This is a genomic window from Paenibacillus sp. FSL K6-2859, assembly GCF_038008265.1.
In the GTDB taxonomy this organism is placed as follows: Bacteria; Bacillota; Bacilli; order Paenibacillales; family Paenibacillaceae; genus Paenibacillus_AQ; species Paenibacillus_AQ nitricinens.
Genome location: NZ_JBBOYU010000001.1, coordinates 720,219 through 737,925, shown reverse-complemented (window position 1 = coordinate 737,925; position 17,707 = coordinate 720,219). Strand labels below are relative to the sequence as shown.

The 17,707-nt window shown below is 43.9% G+C and carries 10 protein-coding genes, 3 rRNA genes and 2 riboswitches; all 13 genes read right to left on the bottom strand.

Annotation, left to right across the window (positions count from 1 at the left end):
- Window positions 1-126: 126 nt before the first annotated feature.
- Window positions 127-1,317 (bottom strand): DUF4179 domain-containing protein, encoded by a 1,191-nt coding sequence (locus MHB64_RS03255; protein WP_341133699.1) that lies wholly within the window; start codon window positions 1,315-1,317, stop codon window positions 127-129.
- Window positions 1,292-1,879 carry an RNA polymerase sigma factor gene (locus MHB64_RS03250; protein ID WP_341133698.1) on the bottom strand — a complete coding sequence of 196 codons (588 nt, stop codon included), beginning with the start codon at window positions 1,877-1,879 and terminating at the stop codon, window positions 1,292-1,294. The genes MHB64_RS03255 and MHB64_RS03250 overlap by 26 nt, the downstream gene beginning before the upstream one ends.
- A gap of 183 nt (window positions 1,880-2,062) precedes the next feature.
- Complete coding sequence (locus MHB64_RS03245) at window positions 2,063-2,818, bottom strand: acyl-[acyl-carrier-protein] thioesterase (RefSeq protein WP_341133697.1); 756 nt, start codon at window positions 2,816-2,818, stop codon at window positions 2,063-2,065.
- Between the two features lie 238 nt (window positions 2,819-3,056).
- Window positions 3,057-3,173, bottom strand: a 5S ribosomal RNA gene (gene rrf, locus MHB64_RS03240).
- 127 nt (window positions 3,174-3,300) lie between these two features.
- Window positions 3,301-6,229: ribosomal RNA gene (locus MHB64_RS03235) — 23S ribosomal RNA — on the bottom strand.
- 262 nt (window positions 6,230-6,491) lie between these two features.
- Window positions 6,492-8,049: ribosomal RNA gene (locus MHB64_RS03230) — 16S ribosomal RNA — on the bottom strand.
- The 16S, 23S and 5S rRNA genes sit together here, the layout of an rRNA operon.
- A 413-nt stretch (window positions 8,050-8,462) precedes the next feature.
- Window positions 8,463-9,272: a transglutaminase-like domain-containing protein gene (locus tag MHB64_RS03225; protein ID WP_094874830.1), complete on the bottom strand. Its 810-nt coding sequence runs from the start codon at window positions 9,270-9,272 to the stop codon at window positions 8,463-8,465.
- A gap of 13 nt (window positions 9,273-9,285) precedes the next feature.
- Window positions 9,286-9,366: riboswitch (cyclic di-GMP riboswitch) on the bottom strand.
- A 108-nt stretch (window positions 9,367-9,474) separates the two neighbouring features.
- A riboswitch (cyclic di-GMP riboswitch) is annotated at window positions 9,475-9,555 on the bottom strand.
- 124 nt (window positions 9,556-9,679) lie between these two features.
- Window positions 9,680-10,330: a class D sortase gene (locus MHB64_RS03220; RefSeq protein WP_341133696.1), complete on the bottom strand. Its 651-nt coding sequence runs from the start codon at window positions 10,328-10,330 to the stop codon at window positions 9,680-9,682.
- Between the two features lie 33 nt (window positions 10,331-10,363).
- A complete protein-coding gene (locus MHB64_RS03215) occupies window positions 10,364-10,771 on the bottom strand; it encodes a GtrA family protein (protein WP_256989838.1) in 408 nt (135 codons plus the stop codon).
- Complete coding sequence (locus MHB64_RS03210; RefSeq protein WP_341133695.1) at window positions 10,758-11,738, bottom strand: glycosyltransferase family 2 protein; 981 nt, start codon at window positions 11,736-11,738, stop codon at window positions 10,758-10,760. Before MHB64_RS03210 ends, MHB64_RS03215 begins: the two co-directional genes overlap by 14 nt.
- Before the next feature lie 100 nt (window positions 11,739-11,838).
- A complete protein-coding gene (locus MHB64_RS03205; RefSeq protein ID WP_341133694.1) occupies window positions 11,839-13,617 on the bottom strand; it encodes a phospholipid carrier-dependent glycosyltransferase in 1,779 nt (592 codons plus the stop codon).
- On the bottom strand, window positions 13,614-15,662 hold the full coding sequence (locus MHB64_RS03200; protein ID WP_341133693.1) for a glycosyltransferase 87 family protein: 2,049 nt from the start codon (window positions 15,660-15,662) through the stop codon (window positions 13,614-13,616). The genes MHB64_RS03205 and MHB64_RS03200 overlap by 4 nt, the downstream gene beginning before the upstream one ends.
- Window positions 15,659-17,638: a glycosyltransferase family 39 protein gene (locus MHB64_RS03195; RefSeq protein WP_094870686.1), complete on the bottom strand. Its 1,980-nt coding sequence runs from the start codon at window positions 17,636-17,638 to the stop codon at window positions 15,659-15,661. Before MHB64_RS03195 ends, MHB64_RS03200 begins: the two co-directional genes overlap by 4 nt.
- Between the last annotated feature and the right edge of the window lie 69 nt (window positions 17,639-17,707).

The window sequence follows — 17,707 nt, the reverse complement described above, 5'->3', positions numbered from 1 at the left end:
CGGGTCACTCCGTTACACACTAAATAATCAAACAACGAAAACTCAGTGAGTGAAACCTTCATTCCATTAGAAAAATCCGCATCTGCTATGCAGACACGGACTTTGTTTAGTTTATTGGGTTTACAGCTACTCTTGCTCCACCTGAATCGTTTGTTCAAGCTCTGGATAATAATGTTTAACATATTTTCCTTCTTCATCCCTTAATGCTTGATGATTCCCGTCAATGGAATAAGTAAATGGCTTAACTGTAATTGTTTTAGGTGTTTGCGGGAACGGACTAAAATCTTTGTCTACCATAGGATAGACTATAGCCGGCAAGTTGAGATTCCCACTCGAAGAAAATGCATTGCCTAGTTCATCAACAATTTCATAGAACATTTCAGAGGTTGTGTATCCATCTTTTTCTTTCACAGTTGGCGCTTTACCTTCTTCTCTGAGCTGTAATCTGCTTGTGGCTGGAGTTAATTCCAGCTTGGTAATCGTATAACTGAATTGTTGTGCCTCTTTTGTTTGGTTCAAATCAAGCTTGATAATTCCTTCCGTTACTTTTTTCACCGGCACCTTGATTATAAAAGGCTCTGCGATTTGTGTAACCGGCACACTGATGCTTAATTCAAATTCATTCCCCAATGCCTCTACATTATTTAGATTTCTATAATCGTATAAAATAGCATTCTTTTTCCCCTCAACATCACCAGAAGACGACATTTGGCTCTCCAGTTCTTTCCCATTCGGCAATTTCACTTCTGCTGAACCCAACAACCCTCTTTCGGACTGGTTCATTGTCACTTTCGCATACTGCTGTTCTATTACCTCTGGATCGAACTCAATTGGTTCAATAATCATCTCTGCCATCATCTTATCATTATCAATGCCCTCCCGTTCAATCGCAAAAGCCAACCGCGAGCCGTCATAATATGCATCGGTAACCTTTAAGGTCACTCCATCATGGGTAACGCTTTGGTTCGGGGCAGTAGATAATCCTTTTTCCTCAGCAGCATTAAGACCTTTATCGTCAATACCCTTAAAAATACTTCCTACAACAGGAATCTGCTTCAACGTTTCAGCCATGACTGGGGATACAAATCCGCTACCGATTATACCCGCACCCAACACTGCTACTGCCGAGGCAACCACCAGTGATTTTTTCAGGAGGTTTTTTCCACCTATTCTTACCGCTCGTTTTTCCATTCCCTCGTCTCCTATTCGCTTCATAATTAAATCACTGAAACTGTCTACCGGCATTTCATGATTTTGGAATGTTTGGCGAATGTACTCCATCTTCTCACTTTCAGTTCGATCTTGCCATTTCTCCATGAGGGCTACCTCCTTCATTCTTTCTTTGCCGGATCAACTTTTTGCGTAGACGTTCAAATTTCTTGCGTAAAGTAGCTGAATTACAATCCATAATCTGACTCATTTCTTCAAAACTGTACTGCTCAACCACCTTAAGAATCAGTAGATTACTCTCTTCGGTTGTCAGGCCATCCATAAATAACTTCTGCAAGGGTTCCTCGTCGTGTGGATTATAATAGGCTTTGGGCTGCTGTTCTTTATATAGCGACAACAGACGCTTTCGTCGTTTGCGTTTACGAATCTGATCCAGACAATGATGGTAGGCCACTTTATAAAGCCATGCGTTAAAAGATACTCGTTTCTCATAACGTCTGAGTTCCTGATACACTTTTACAAATATATCTTGCACAGCATCCTCTGCTTCTTCATGACTTCTTAAAATATAATAACAATACGTATAAATCTTTCTTTCGTAGGCTTGTATTATAGTTCTATAGGCTTCTCGGTTGCCTTCAAGAACCTGACTTATAGCCTCTTCAATTAACGTTTGATTCACAGGGACCCCGGGGCTGCGACGTTCCAAAGAATCACCTCCTTGTTATTGACTACAACTATATAACGAATGTAGACTCTTGAATTGTGACAGGCTCAAAGATTTATTCCAAATATGTTAAAATCATCAACTATATTCAAATAAAAAAGCGATTGCCCCGATTGATGCTCGGACAAATCGCTTTTATAATAATATTCCATATTTATAAACTTTTTACTTATTCATATCTTTCCACTCAATACATGCTTCAAAAAATACAATATCACTATTCTGGCCACGGACATATATACCATCATCCGTTACAGCTGAACGTAAAATGACCAGTTCATCCCCAAACTTAGCTTCTTGTAGATAAGTAATCCGGAAGCGTGTGAACTCCGCATTATCCCATTCCGCTAAACTGAGTGCATCACAACATAAATCTCCGTATCGGGCATTATTCAAATGTCCGTTGCTATCCAGCCCACTATATCTTACCTGATACCGATAAGCTTCTTCCATAGTAATATCAGTAGGGATCGTTACCTTAACAGGCATATCGCCTACTGAATCGCCATTATAATGCTTAACTTGAACTGGAAGAGCGTTCGGTCTGAGTATCTTTCTCTTCTCAATATCTACTAAAGCCCATATAGAACGCGCTTTGGCAATCTCTATATGATCTGCATCCAAAATACGATAATCCCGTTGCCATAAAGCCCCTTTGGTACCTTTACTCCAGGTATGTACACTAAGCACATCATTTGGACGAGGAATACGCTTAAAATCAAGATCTAACGTAATCATCATCCAGCCCATTCCTGCATTCAGCATTTCTTCTACACTTATCCCCAAATTACCCACGGCGAAGTCCGCTGCGCATTGCATTACATCCAAAATAAAGGATAACTTCGCTTTTGAGCGATAATCCGTGTCACTCGCATGTACAGAAAATTGCTCTATCCACACAAGATTAGTATGGTTCTCCATTGTTTATCCCCCTACAATGCAAAAAATCCTTGCATTTATTTGAAGTATCCACATATACCACTGCTCTATCCACATAAAATGGGGACTACTTTCAATTATGAATAAATTTAATTATTTCATCCACATGTTAGTAACTTTTATTTTTTTGTTATTTCCCCATAACTTATCCACATTATTTAAATCAACCGATAAAGGGAACAAAAAAGCCATTGTTGATAAATCAACAATGGCTTCGTGTGCTTGGCAACGTCCTACTCTCCCAGGACCCTTCGGTCCAAGTACCATCGGCGCTGGAGGGCTTAACGGTCGTGTTCGGGATGGGTACGCGTGGAACCCCTCCGCTATCGCCACCAAACATGCGTCTGTCAAACAGACGCTGTCGCGTGAAATTTGCTTCATCACAGAAGTGTGAATAAATTCCATAGCGTAATCCAGGCTTGATGCCTGAAAACTGAATCCGAATTGAATTTGCGTCTTAAGTATAGGATAAGCCCTCGACCGATTAGTATTGGTCAGCTCCATGCATTACTGCACTTCCACCTCCAACCTATCTACCTCGTCGTCTTCAAGGGGTCTTACTAATTGGGAAATCTCATCTTGAGGGGGGCTTCACGCTTAGATGCTTTCAGCGCTTATCCCGTCCGTACGTAGCTACCCAGCCATGCTTCTGGCGAAACAACTGGTGCACCAGCGGTACGTCCATCCCGGTCCTCTCGTACTAAGGACAGCTCCTCTCAAATTTCCTGCGCCCACGACAGATAGGGACCGAACTGTCTCACGACGTTCTGAACCCAGCTCGCGTACCGCTTTAATGGGCGAACAGCCCAACCCTTGGGACCTACTTCAGCCCCAGGATGCGATGAGCCGACATCGAGGTGCCAAACCTCCCCGTCGATGTGGACTCTTGGGGGAGATAAGCCTGTTATCCCCAGGGTAGCTTTTATCCGTTGAGCGATGGCCCTTCCATGCGGTACCACCGGATCACTAAGTCCGACTTTCGTCCCTGCTCGACTTGTAGGTCTCGCAGTCAAGCTCCCTTATGCCTTTGCACTCTTCGAATGATTTCCAACCATTCTGAGGGAACCTTGGAACGCCTCCGTTACTCTTTAGGAGGCGACCGCCCCAGTCAAACTGCCCGCCTGACACGGTCCCCGTACCGGATTACGGTACTAGGTTAGAACCTAGATACGATCAGGGTGGTATCCCAACGGCGCCTCCACCGAAGCTTGCGCTCCGATTTCTACGGCTCCCACCTATCCTGTACAGATCGTACCCAAATTCAATATCAAGCTGCAGTAAAGCTCCATGGGGTCTTTCCGTCTTGTCGCGGGTAACCTGCATCTTCACAGGTATTAAAATTTCACCGGATCTCTCGTTGAGACAGCGCCCAAGTCGTTACGCCATTCGTGCGGGTCAGAATTTACCTGACAAGGAATTTCGCTACCTTAGGACCGTTATAGTTACGGCCGCCGTTTACTGGGGCTTCGGTTCATAGCTTCGGATTGCTCCTAACCACTCCCCTTAACCTTCCAGCACCGGGCAGGCGTCAGCCCGTATACTTCGCCTTGCGGCTTCGCACAGACCTGTGTTTTTGCTAAACAGTCGCTTGGGCCTTTTCACTGCGGCCCCCTCGTGCTATTCACACTACCGGGGCACCCCTTCTCCCGAAGTTACGGGGTCATTTTGCCGAGTTCCTTAACGAGAGTTCTTCCGCGCGCCTTAGAATTCTCTTCTCGCCTACCTGTGTCGGTTTGCGGTACGGGCACCTTCTCCTGGCTAGAGGCTTTTCTTGGCAGTGTGAGATCATGACCTTCGCTACTGTAATTTTCGCTCCCCATCACAGCCCAGCCTTAACGATGTGCGGATTTGCCTACACATCAGCCTCACTGCTTAGACGGACATATCCATCAGTCCGCGTCACTACCCTCCTGCGTCACCCCATCGCTCATAGCGGATTACGGTGGTACAGTAATTTCAAACTGTTGTCCTTCGACTACGCCTTTCGGCCTCGCCTTAGGTCCCGACTTACCCTGAGCGGACGAGCCTTCCTCAGGAAACCTTGGGCTTTCGGCGGATCAGATTCTCACTGATCTTTTCGTTACTCATACCGGCATTCTCACTTGTATGCTGTCCAGCGCTCCTTACGGTACACCTTCAACCCACATACAACGCTCCCCTACCCCAGATACATACGTATCTAGCCATAGCTTCGGTGGTGTGTTTAGCCCCGTTACATTTTCGGCGCAGAGTCACTCGACCAGTGAGCTATTACGCACTCTTTCAATGGTGGCTGCTTCTAAGCCAACATCCTGGTTGTCTGTGCAACTCCACATCCTTTCCCACTTAACACACACTTGGGGACCTTAGCTGATGGTCTGGGCTGTTTCCCTTTTGACAATGGATCTTAGCACTCACTGTCTGACTCCCGGCAATAAGTATATGGCATTCGGAGTTTGACTGAGCTTGGTAATCCTTGCGGACCCCGCACCCAATCAGTGCTCTACCTCCACTACTCTTATACCGAGGCTAGCCCTAAAGCTATTTCGGGGAGAACCAGCTATCTCCGAGTTCGATTGGAATTTCTCCGCTACCCCCACCTCATCCCCGCATTTTTCAACATGCGTGGGTTCGGGCCTCCAGTGCGTGTTACCGCACCTTCACCCTGGACAGGGGTAGATCACACGGTTTCGGGTCTACGTCCACATACTCATTCGCCCTATTCAGACTCGCTTTCGCTGCGGCTCCGTCTTCTCGACTTAACCTTGCATGTTAAACGTAACTCGCCGGTTCATTCTACAAAAGGCACGCCATCACCCATTAATAGGGCTCTGACTTTTTGTAAGCACACGGTTTCAGGTTCTATTTCACTCCCCTTCCGGGGTGCTTTTCACCTTTCCCTCACGGTACTGTTTCACTATCGGTCGCCAGGTAGTATTTAGCCTTAGCAGATGGTCCTGCTGGATTCATACGGGGTTTCACGTGCCCCGCACTACTCGGGATCCGTCTCGGAGAGAACACAGTTTAGGTTACAGGGCTTTTACCTCTATCGCGGGCCTTTCCAGACCTCTTCACCTACCATATTCCTTTGTAACTCCATGTGAGACGTCCCACAACCCCTAAGAGCAAGCTCTTAGGTTTAGGCTGTTCCGCGTTCGCTCGCCGCTACTGACGGAATCACTATTGTTTTCTCTTCCTCAGGGTACTTAGATGTTTCAGTTCCCCTGGTCTGCCTCTACATCTCCTATGTGTTCAGAGATGAGTAACTGCGAATTACCACAGCTGGGTTTCCCCATTCGGACACCCCCGGATCAAAGCTTGCTTACAGCTCCCCGAGGCAGTTTCGTTGTTCGCCACGTCCTTCGTCGGCTCCTGGCGCCTAGGCATCCTCCGTGTGCTCTTATTAGCTTAACCTTGATTTTTCCGTAGGAAAATATCATACAATGACATTTCTCTTGGAATCATCTCACTAATAACATTTACTTGTTTGCACAAGTTGCTAAAAGATGTTCTAAAACGCAAATTCGTTTCGGTATCCAGTTTTCAAGGATCAAGTCTTACTTGAGAGCTTAAACTCTCAAAACTGAGCAACGAGTGAGTAACAGGCCTAAACCTGAGATTTGGAAGTTTAACTTCCGATTTGAATGTCTTCATTGCAGAAGACGATTCTCCATAGAAAGGAGGTGATCCAGCCGCACCTTCCGATACGGCTACCTTGTTACGACTTCACCCCAATCATCTACCCCACCTTCGGCGGCTGGCTCCCTTGCGGGTTACCCCACCGACTTCGGGTGTTGTAAACTCTCGTGGTGTGACGGGCGGTGTGTACAAGACCCGGGAACGTATTCACCGCGGCATGCTGATCCGCGATTACTAGCAATTCCGACTTCATGCAGGCGAGTTGCAGCCTGCAATCCGAACTGAGACCGGCTTTGATGGGATTGGCTTCACCTCGCGGCTTCGCTTCCCGTTGTACCGGCCATTGTAGTACGTGTGTAGCCCAGGTCATAAGGGGCATGATGATTTGACGTCATCCCCACCTTCCTCCGGTTTGTCACCGGCAGTCACTCTAGAGTGCCCAACATTACTTGCTGGCAACTAAAGTTAAGGGTTGCGCTCGTTGCGGGACTTAACCCAACATCTCACGACACGAGCTGACGACAACCATGCACCACCTGTCTCCTCTGTCCCGAAGGCCGCCACTATCTCTAGTGGATTCAGAGGGATGTCAAGACCTGGTAAGGTTCTTCGCGTTGCTTCGAATTAAACCACATACTCCACTGCTTGTGCGGGTCCCCGTCAATTCCTTTGAGTTTCAGTCTTGCGACCGTACTCCCCAGGCGGAGTGCTTACTGTGTTAACTTCGGCACCAAGGGTATCGAAACCCCTAACACCTAGCACTCATCGTTTACGGCGTGGACTACCAGGGTATCTAATCCTGTTTGCTCCCCACGCTTTCGCGCCTCAGCGTCAGTTACAGCCCAGAAAGTCGCCTTCGCCACTGGTGTTCCTCCACATATCTACGCATTTCACCGCTACACGTGGAATTCCACTTTCCTCTTCTGTACTCAAGTCACCCAGTTTCCAGTGCGACCTCAGGTTGAGCCCAAGGTTTAAACACCAGACTTAAATGACCGCCTGCGCGCGCTTTACGCCCAATAATTCCGGACAACGCTTGCCCCCTACGTATTACCGCGGCTGCTGGCACGTAGTTAGCCGGGGCTTTCTTCTCAGGTACCGTCACTCCGGTAGCAGTTACTCTACCGGACGTTCTTCCCTGGCAACAGAGCTTTACGATCCGAAAACCTTCATCACTCACGCGGCGTTGCTCCGTCAGACTTTCGTCCATTGCGGAAGATTCCCTACTGCTGCCTCCCGTAGGAGTCTGGGCCGTGTCTCAGTCCCAGTGTGGCCGTTCACCCTCTCAGGTCGGCTACGCATCGTCGCCTTGGTGGGCCGTTACCCCACCAACTAGCTAATGCGCCGCAGGCCCATCCCTCAGTGACAGATTGCTCCGTCTTTCATTCTTTCTTCAGGAGAAGAAAGAAATTATCCGGTATTAGCTACCGTTTCCGGTAGTTATCCCAGTCTAAAGGGCAGGTTGCCTACGTGTTACTCACCCGTCCGCCGCTAAGTTATTTTGAAAGCAAGCTTTCAAAATAACTCCGCTCGACTTGCATGTATTAGGCACGCCGCCAGCGTTCGTCCTGAGCCAGGATCAAACTCTCCAATTAGTATTGAAAAGAGCGATATGCTCATTTTGAAACATCTGACGAGAAAATTAATTCTCACGATGAAATTTCAAAAGCGTAAAATACGCTGTGAAACTCATCAGTTTTGGAATTCACTTTCGTGATTTCCTACTCACTCGTTGTTCAGTTTTCAAAGATCAAGTTCTCGTTGGCGCCGTTTAATGTCTCAGCAGCAACTCTTATAATATATCATGTTGTTCTCAGTAATGCAAGCTTTATTTTTCGAAAACCGTTTATATCACTCTCTCAAACATTGCCTGTACGCTTTCCAACAACGCTTAACTATAATAACCTATCTATTCATAGAAAAGCAACCCCTAATAGAAAAATAAACAACCAGCTTAATAATTAAGCTGGTTGTTTATTTAATAGAGTTATGATTCTAGCGATGCAAATTAATAGTATTTTGCTGCAGTATACTTACTTGAAGCCTTAATAAAATCTGCATTCTTCTTACTCTTCGCTGCCGATGCATCTACCGTAGTATCAATAGTAACCCATTTCCCATCCATCAGTACTTCATTCCATGCATGATATTGGGTAACGTAGCTAGTATTCCCCATCACCAACTTAGCAGGCACATCTACACTACGCAGCATTGCGGCAAAAAGAGAAGCATAGTCATAGCAGATTCCTTTTTTAGTATTCAAAGTGTTGTTAATGTTCGGAATATAATCTGTTGTTACGTTATTAGCAAGAGAATAATCGTATTGTACATTAGCAACTACATAGTTATAGATTGCCTTAACTTTTTCTTCATCTGTTGTTTTGCCTTTTGTAAGCTCTTTTGCCTTAAGGATCGCTTTATCAGAAGAACTCCATTTCACATTCTGTACGGAGCCCAAATATACGGAATTCGAGTCACTCATGGTTACATCTACTACTTCGGAATATAACGATTTGTATTTATTTCCTGTTGTGTTCTCAAGAACAGAAACCTTATAAGTACCATTACCTTGTTGTAAAGGGAAGTCCTCCGCTTGTCCAGAAGCATATAAGTTATATGTATAGCTGCTGTTGTCTTTAGTGATCATGAGTTTGATTCTTTTATCTTTCGGAATATCATAGTTAATCCCAATAACACCTTGAGCCACTTTTGATGTAATCAACCAGCTCGCATCTACACTTGCGGCTTGAGCTGTGCTTACCGGAACCGCAGTAATTAGTACGAACAGCGCCATCATCATAAAATAAACCTTTTTCACGGATAAAACCCCTTTCGGTAGCTGGCTGCCATCCTTTCGGGAAGGCCCTTTAGCTTTGCGTCCCTACCTTTCGATAGGTTTGCCGTTATCGTATAAGCTCTATCTGTTCTAATTTCACTAGACAAATTAACAGAATCAGTCCTAGTAGAAATATGAATCTAAGATTCTTATATATTTTATAAAAACAAAAAAAGCCTCTTCATTCGGTAACTGGCTGCCATCCTTTCGGGAAGGCCCTTTAGCTTTGCGTCCCTACCTTTCGATAGGTTTGCCGTTTATCGTGTTTAGCTTTTATAGTCTTATACTACCATATTTATCCTCGTAAACAAGAACAAAATTGCTAGATTTACTATTATTTTATAGTTATTTCTCTGTATTTGAGTTCTCTTGTTATTTCTCGTCAACGATTAGGAAAGCTTGGCATGAACAATCAAACGATGTGTAGGATCTACTAGTGGGTCACACGTAATTAGGGTAAGAATTTTATCTTTGTTATTCCCGTCTAGAACAGACACATCACTAGGAAGTACAACAGAAATATCATAAACCTCGTAATTATAAGTCTGATCGCTAGTTTTTACCGTAATCGTATCCCCAATCACAACCTCATTCAATCGGTTAAACAATCTGCCCGTAGTTCTAGCTCTATGCGCAGCTATTGCAGCGTTCCCTATTTCTCCTAATGGAGTTGTTTCTTTCATATGGGCCGCAGCATGCTTCATATTCGCTTTAGTAGCCCCTTCTAATACAGGCAGCTTCAGATCGATCTTATCGATCTCAATTAATGCGATGACTTTGCCACCCACTTCAATTTCCGGTTCCGGCTTTTCTGTTTCTTGCGGCTGTGCTTGTGCATCTAGAACGGATTCCTCCGCTAGTAGCTGAGTGACCTCGGCATATCTGCTCTTCAGATCAGGTGGTGGAGTGCTTTCAGTGGTGCTGAGTTCAGCTGATTCTAATAGCTTATCCTGCTGCCAGTCGTTATACCATTCGTTAGCTTTTGGATAGAGCATGATAAGGATCCCAGCCAGTATGAGCACGCACGAGAATTTACGCATGATTGTCACCTCCGTGTATTGATTCTCTTGATTTTAGAATACCCATTTACGACTTCCGAAGAAATTAATGATCACCGTAACAAAGGTTACTAATACCTTGGAGATCAACACTTGAATGCCTAACTTGTCAGTCAACAGATGCATTAATAGCAGCGATATCCCTAAGACCACCAGATTCAGCATGATAAACTTCAACAACTGTACCTTATCAAAACCTTCTTTTTTGCCACGATCGCGATCCCGAAAGGTTACTTTTTTATTCAAAATAAAGCTATTCGCTGTCCCTGCACTATAAGAAATCACCTGTGCCAATGCATATACCATCCCAAGTGAGTTCAGTAATGTGAAGATTACGAAATCAATGAGGGTATTTACCAGACCTACAGCATTAAATTTGAGAAACTGTATGAAAGCAGTCCGCAAGTTCTTATCTGACATCATTGTAATCCTTCCGGCGATCCACTTCTTCTTCGTTACGATATCCTATGGTCTCACTGACAATATACAATGGTCTATCCTTAGACTCGTCATAAATCCGTCCAATATACTCACCGATTACACCTAGCAGCATCAGAACGATACCGTTAAAGAGCAAATTGACGCCTACAATGGAAGCCCAACCCGGAACCGTCCATGAGGTGAAAAAGATTTTTTGAAACAATACGAAGAATAAATAGAGAAAGCTGGAGAAGGAAAGAAAGAATCCGACATACGTAGCAATCTTAAGTGGCTTATGCGAAAAAGAAGTGATCCCATCCAGCGCAAAGCGAATCATTTTCTTAAGAGGATACTTAGTTTCTCCTGCAAATCGTTCTTCCCGCTCATATTCCACCATCGTCTGCTTAAAGCCGACCCAGCTCACTAAACCTCTGACATACCGATTTTTTTCCTTGAGACCCCGCAAGACATCACATACCTTACGATCAATAAGACGGAAGTCACCTGTGTCCGTAGGAATGTCTACACTTGTCATGCTGCTGAGCAACCGATAAAAGATCTTAGCCGTTACTTTTTTGAACATCGTTTCTCCACGGCGCTTCAGCCGCTTCGCGTACACAACGTCATAGCCCTCTTTCCACTTCTCGATCATTTGCAAAATGACCTCCGGTGGATCTTGAAGGTCAGCGTCAATAACAACAACCGCTTGACCTTCGGCATAGTCCATGCCAGCTGTAATTGCTACCTGATGTCCGAAATTACGCGAGAAGTCAATTAGCTTGACGCATTCATCCCGATCACTGATCTCCCGAATCATCTGGGCCGAACGATCACGACTTCCGTCATTAACGAAGACTAGCTCATAAGTATCGCCGCATTCGTCCATTACTTTTTTCAAACGTTCATAAGTAACGCTAATTACTTGCTCCTCATTGAACATGGGTACAATTACACTATATCTGGCTTTCACCTTTATTCCTCCTAAAAGCTTTATGGAGCGTTACAACTTTCTATTCCTCATAATAACGCTGTAAGCATAAACTTATTGTTATAGATATTTTGAAAAAATCTTAGAAAACCCAAGATGGGAACCAACGCAGCATATCCTTCACATAATCTCCGCTTACCTGCATCCCTGATAGGACTGGGTAGAAGGCGACAAAGAGCAGCAAAGCAACAGCCACATAGATATAACTAACATAACGAGCCTCAGGATACTTACTATCTAACAACTTCATTATATATACAATACCAAGAATCATAAAAGGCACCATAGCAAAATAATGGTAGATAAAGGTTTCCCTTGGGACAAGCATCCACGGAACATATTGTGAGAAAAATGCGATCCAGATCATATAAAGGTTCTTATCCTTGCGTTTCAGTGTAATCCACAGCGTTGCCAGCATTGCGAATATACCCGTCCACCAGATAAGCGGATTCCCCATAGTCACTATACTGCTGACCTGACCTTGCGGCAATCCTTCACTGCCACTGAAGAACCAGACGGGTCTCTTCATAAACGGCCATTGCCACCAGGAGGACGCAAAAGGATGTGTAGCTACAAGCTGACTGTGATAGTTGTACATGTTCTTTTGAGAATCAATCAAGCCTTTTATAGTAAAGCCCTCTGCGGAAGCAGATAAACCCGGAACAAAAGATAAACTATAAATAATGACCGGTATGATTACGAAGAATGCAATACAGCTAGCTAGGGTAATAATGGTATTCTTCCAGAATGAATTTACGGCTTCGCGACAAGTGCCTAGCAGTTCCTTGTCTTTGATCTTCCCTTCCGCGAGCAACCGTCCCGATGCTTGGTATTCTCTGTAGCGCTCGAAGAGCGAAATCGCTAGCATAATGGCCAGCCCAGCTCCTCCGTACAGTACAATCCATTTGGAGGCTACACCAATTCCGAAAAATAGACCGGACCAGAATAACGGAATTAGCGTTTTTCTTAAGGGCTGCCTGAAGAAATTCATAGTGTAATATCGCTGCATGAAATAAAACATTAACATGATGAAGAATACTCCGTATACATCGATCGTAGAGATTCTTGTTTGTGTGAAATGCATAAAATCCAGTGCGAACAATCCAGCTGCAAGTGCTGCATATTTACTCTTTTTAAAGAGACGTAGTGCCATTACATAAATGAGAGGCAGCATGGCAATCCCGAACAATGTTCCGATAATACGCCAGCCGAAAGGATTGACTCCGAATAGTTCCATCCCTACTGCGATCAATAGCTTGCCTAGTGGTGGATGAGTGTTCTCATAAGGCACAATCCCGTGTGTATATTCATAAGCTGTCCGTGCATGGTAGATCTCGTCAAAATAAGTGCTATTCATAAAGTTAGAATATTCTGGGATGAGTGACTGCTCATCAAAAAGATTGGCAGGTTCTCCTCTTTTTGAGGCTGCATTAGCATCCGGTGTAACACCGGCTATAGGAAGAGGTACTCTTTCGCCTCCCTGCTCATAGAAGGCCATTTCATTTAAAGTGAACCCTGGAGATGTGACTGTAAACTTCACGTATCTTGCTGCAACGTTCAAAGGTTGGCTTTTCCAGATGAAGACATTCCCAACATCCTCGCTCACATCCAGCGGATTGCTCCAAACATCAGGAGATTCACTGAACTCAAGCTTAAACTTACCGGTACCTACACCACCGAATATATTCACTCGTTCCAATTGTTTAGTCTGTCCTAGATCTACATAGAAGCTTTCACCGCTGGCAGCTGGCTCCCACAAGGTCTCTGGAGAGTTAGTAGAACCTAAATTATATAAAGCAATTGCCGCGTAAACGGCAGTAATGGCAAGAATACATATCCAATCTATACGCTTAAACTTCATCGCTTAAGTCTCCCTCCCTTCTGGTGCGGTCTTATTTGCTCGACGACTTTAAGGTCTTCCTCATATTTTTCTTCAGGTGTTGGTGGTGCTGGAAGAGGTTTTACTCCCCCACGAACATACACGTCATAACCGATGTAGAGCATGTATAGCAATAATGACAGGTTAGTGATAGAAGTGACCAAAACGATTCCATCTGCACCTGGATTTACACCTGCATTCAGATGGGTCAACGTATAAGCTACATTGATATACTGCGTTAAGCTGAATCCAAGGAATAAGGATAAAAACCTACGATCCCGACTCGCTATATAAGTGAACATGCATAAAATAATAGCAGGGAACATATAGCGTTCATGCATTTTGGTTCCTAGCACAAAGACCACTACAATGAGCACCATACCGATAAAGTAGGATTTGGATAAATCCAAGCGATCTTTTTTGAAGGAATAAAACGCTGCTACGGCTACTGCCACTAAAATAAATATGAAGCCCCATACACGATAAGTAATGCCCAGCCAGGTTAAGTCAAGGGATGACCACATGGGGTCAGTCAGTGCATACAAATTAAATGCATTCACAGAAGAATAGGGATAGGAAGATAAGGTACTCTTATACAGATTAATAAGCCCAACTAAACCACCGTTATTCCAGAAAAATGGTGCAGCAAGCAATCCGAATATACCTAATCCATACAAAGCTCCTAATCCAAGCTGCTTCCAAGCACGGTGATGATAAAAAGCAAACATCAATACCGGCGTAAATATTAACGCTTGTGGTTTGATTAATGTTGCTAATGCAAACAATATCGCGGATTGAACAAACTTTTTGTTCGCAGCGCCATGAATACTGAGCAACAGGAAAATCAAAAAGAACGAATCCGCTTGTCCCCACGCTGCTGAGTTAACGAGCACCGCCGGATTAAACAGAAACAACAGCATTAAGCCAAAAGCTATCCCTGTACCCAGTTTTTTGCGAGATATTTGATATATGATGTAACCCAGCACTAAATCAGAAATAATCGCCGGTAGTTTAAATAGTAAATTCTCTCCACCCGAATCATGGACAAAGCCAAATACGCCGCGAATAAGACTAAGCAGGTACAAAATGTACAAATAACCTGGTGGATAATCGGCAAAATACCCTTCCTCATAAAACTTGCCTGGACCTAAATCAACCATACGCTGTCCCCAAGCTATAAAGGTATTCATGTCATTCTGATAGCCTTGTGCCGTCAGACCCATCCAAACCCTTAGGATAAAAGCAACTCCGATGGCAATACTTAACCATTTGGAATAGACATTCTCTGGTTGCTTCATTAGCTTCTCACTGCGGAATGCTTTTGTATAAAGCACTGCAAAAAACACACTGAACAGTGCTGAGATCAACAGCATCTTAGTTGGAGATACTTTATGTGGGGTATCCGCTTTTTTGCCACCCGCATCCTGATTAACTGCTGCACTATCCAGTGAGATGACATTAGCCCCTTCGGGAGCTGCATCTAATTGTTCTACAGACAAATCATCAAAATAAGCCTTACCTTGAATCAAGCTAGAATAGCCTCCCAAAGCTGCACCTATGCCGAATTCTTTCTGCTTAGGTCCTGTCTGACCTATGTATTCAAGATACTGCCACTCTCCTTCTGTATCCGTTACGCTGGGATAACCCCCACCTACTCCAACGGCAAGGATATTGGCGCCCATTCCCTCGCCTGCGGTACTTACAACTTTGATCCATCCAGAAATTTTATAATAACTGTCCGGCGTTGCCTTAATCGTCTGCACCCATTTCACATGATTGGGCTCGATATTCTCAATGACTGCCGCTTTACTACCGGAGTGGACCTCGTCCGATTGGATTGAAAGTATGCCAGAGTTGTCTCCAGAAATCCACATATCCTTAGTCCAGTTAGAAGGAGCATCCTCTCCCCCCTCCTCAAATCCAGGGTTCTGCAATAGATTTCCATCTGCATAAATGCTTGTTACAGGAAGCAAAAACAATAACAGCATCAATACAGTCACTACGGCCGTACGTGTACTCTTGATCATCGTTCCAACCTCACCTCGTCTATGTTAATCCAGCCTTTACCGCCTTTAATAAAAATTTCAGTTTGCTCATTCTGACCGATAGATACCATTGGAAGTATAAGCTCTTGATAGATCTCACTAACAGGTATTTCCGTCTCTGCCCGCACTCCCCCATTAACTCGGACGCCAACTTTTCCTTCTTCTCCTCCGGCACTAACCATTATAGCAAGCTTATATTCTCCGGGTTCTGCTATTCTGATAGATTGTGTAATCGTTTTGTCAAATCCCGGATCAAGATAGGCTAAATAACTTCCATTATAGGGATTATTGGTCGCTACACCCGTACCTGATGAGAAGCTCCAACCTGATATCCCCTCTTCAAATCCTCCATTTTTAAATTCCGAGACTTCCTCTATTACCCCAGTCTTAGCGGTCAGAACAGTATAGTTGGCAAAGCGTTTAACTGAATAATTATCGCTTTCAGCAGGAATGGGATCACCATTCCAAAAGATATATGTCGCTGCCTCTCCCGGAGCTATGCTTGAATTTCCAAATTTATATCTTCCAAAGGAAGATACCTGCTGAAATGCACCTCCAGGATTAGAATAATTAACCGTTGCTAAGAAATCATGGGGATTGATTTGCTCATAAAAAAGGACATAAATATAGGGCATGTTAACTTTGTCTGTTACGTAAATGTCCCCGTCACTCTCTTTAGAAGCATATTGAATAGCCTCACCGAAAGATTCAAAGAAAGCTGGTCCAATCTCTTTGGGATAATCACGGAAATAGACTGTCGTGAATAGAACAAAAAATAAGCTAAAGGCTACAGCCGACAGAATTCCTAATACTTTTACTTTCTTGCTTAACCACATAAACCCTGCAACAATCAGCAAAATGATTGGATAGAAAATCACATTCATCCGATTAATATTCACGTTCGTAACAAAGGTCATCAATACCGAAACAAACAACCATAGTAAAACAACGACCCATCCCATTCTCTCACGACCACGGCTTCGTAATGTTGTGAACATCAATACAAGTCCTATAAGAACAAAAGGTAACGCAATAGGATACGCGTATCCATAAGGTGAAATTGAATTCCAAGGTAGACCATCCGATCCGCTAATCAATATCTTCATAAATTCCCGGAAATTGCTTGATATTGTATGTAAGAGTTGACCTCCGAATATTGATGTTACTTGTTCCACACGCGGCGTCGTCAATCTCGGAATGGAGAACAAGGGAGTCGAAATCCCTTCTAACGACAATCGATTAATCATAATAAATAGGAAGATTGGGAGCGCCATTAATATAAACAGAACACCGTTCCATAGAATAGTCCGAAGCTTTAGTGCTCTTGTATAGAATAGAAGAATTCCAGTACCTAAAGCAAATATCGGGACAAAAAAATAGGAGGTTCCATAAGCATAAAGTGAAAGGGCAAGCATGATTGTAAAGCCATAAGACCATTTTGGAGTTCGAAATGATTTAAGTAACATATAAACGGAGAGCAGAATCAGAGTGGGAAGTAAATTGGATTCCAGTGCCCATCTAGACATCATAATATGCCAAGGATTAATTGCGATAAAAAACATGGCCGCAATACCAGCAGTTCTGGAAGTAAATAGCTCTTTGGAAAGAAGATAGAATACGAGCATACCCAGTAGACCCATGATTAAGCTAACAGCACGTACAGACATTGGAGTGAGTCCGAACAATAATATGAAAGGCAAAGATAAGTAAGCATAAAGTGCATTCTGTCCGCTTCCCCAAGCAATGAGATGAATAGGTAAATGAATACCATTGCGGTCTATTCCATAATGAAGAATAGCGTAAGCATCATAACCTATAGATGCCTCATCCTGATTCAAGCCACCTGGAATAGAACCAAAGTAAAGAATACGAACTACAGCCCCTAACAAAAACAATAAGAGAGGCCAAGGATTGTTCTTAAAATAAGAATACCAATTGCTAAATCTTGTGGACAACATTCATCACCTCTTCAACAATATAATCTAAATATTGGATGATGGAAAGGCAGAACCTACAACAAGTTGAAC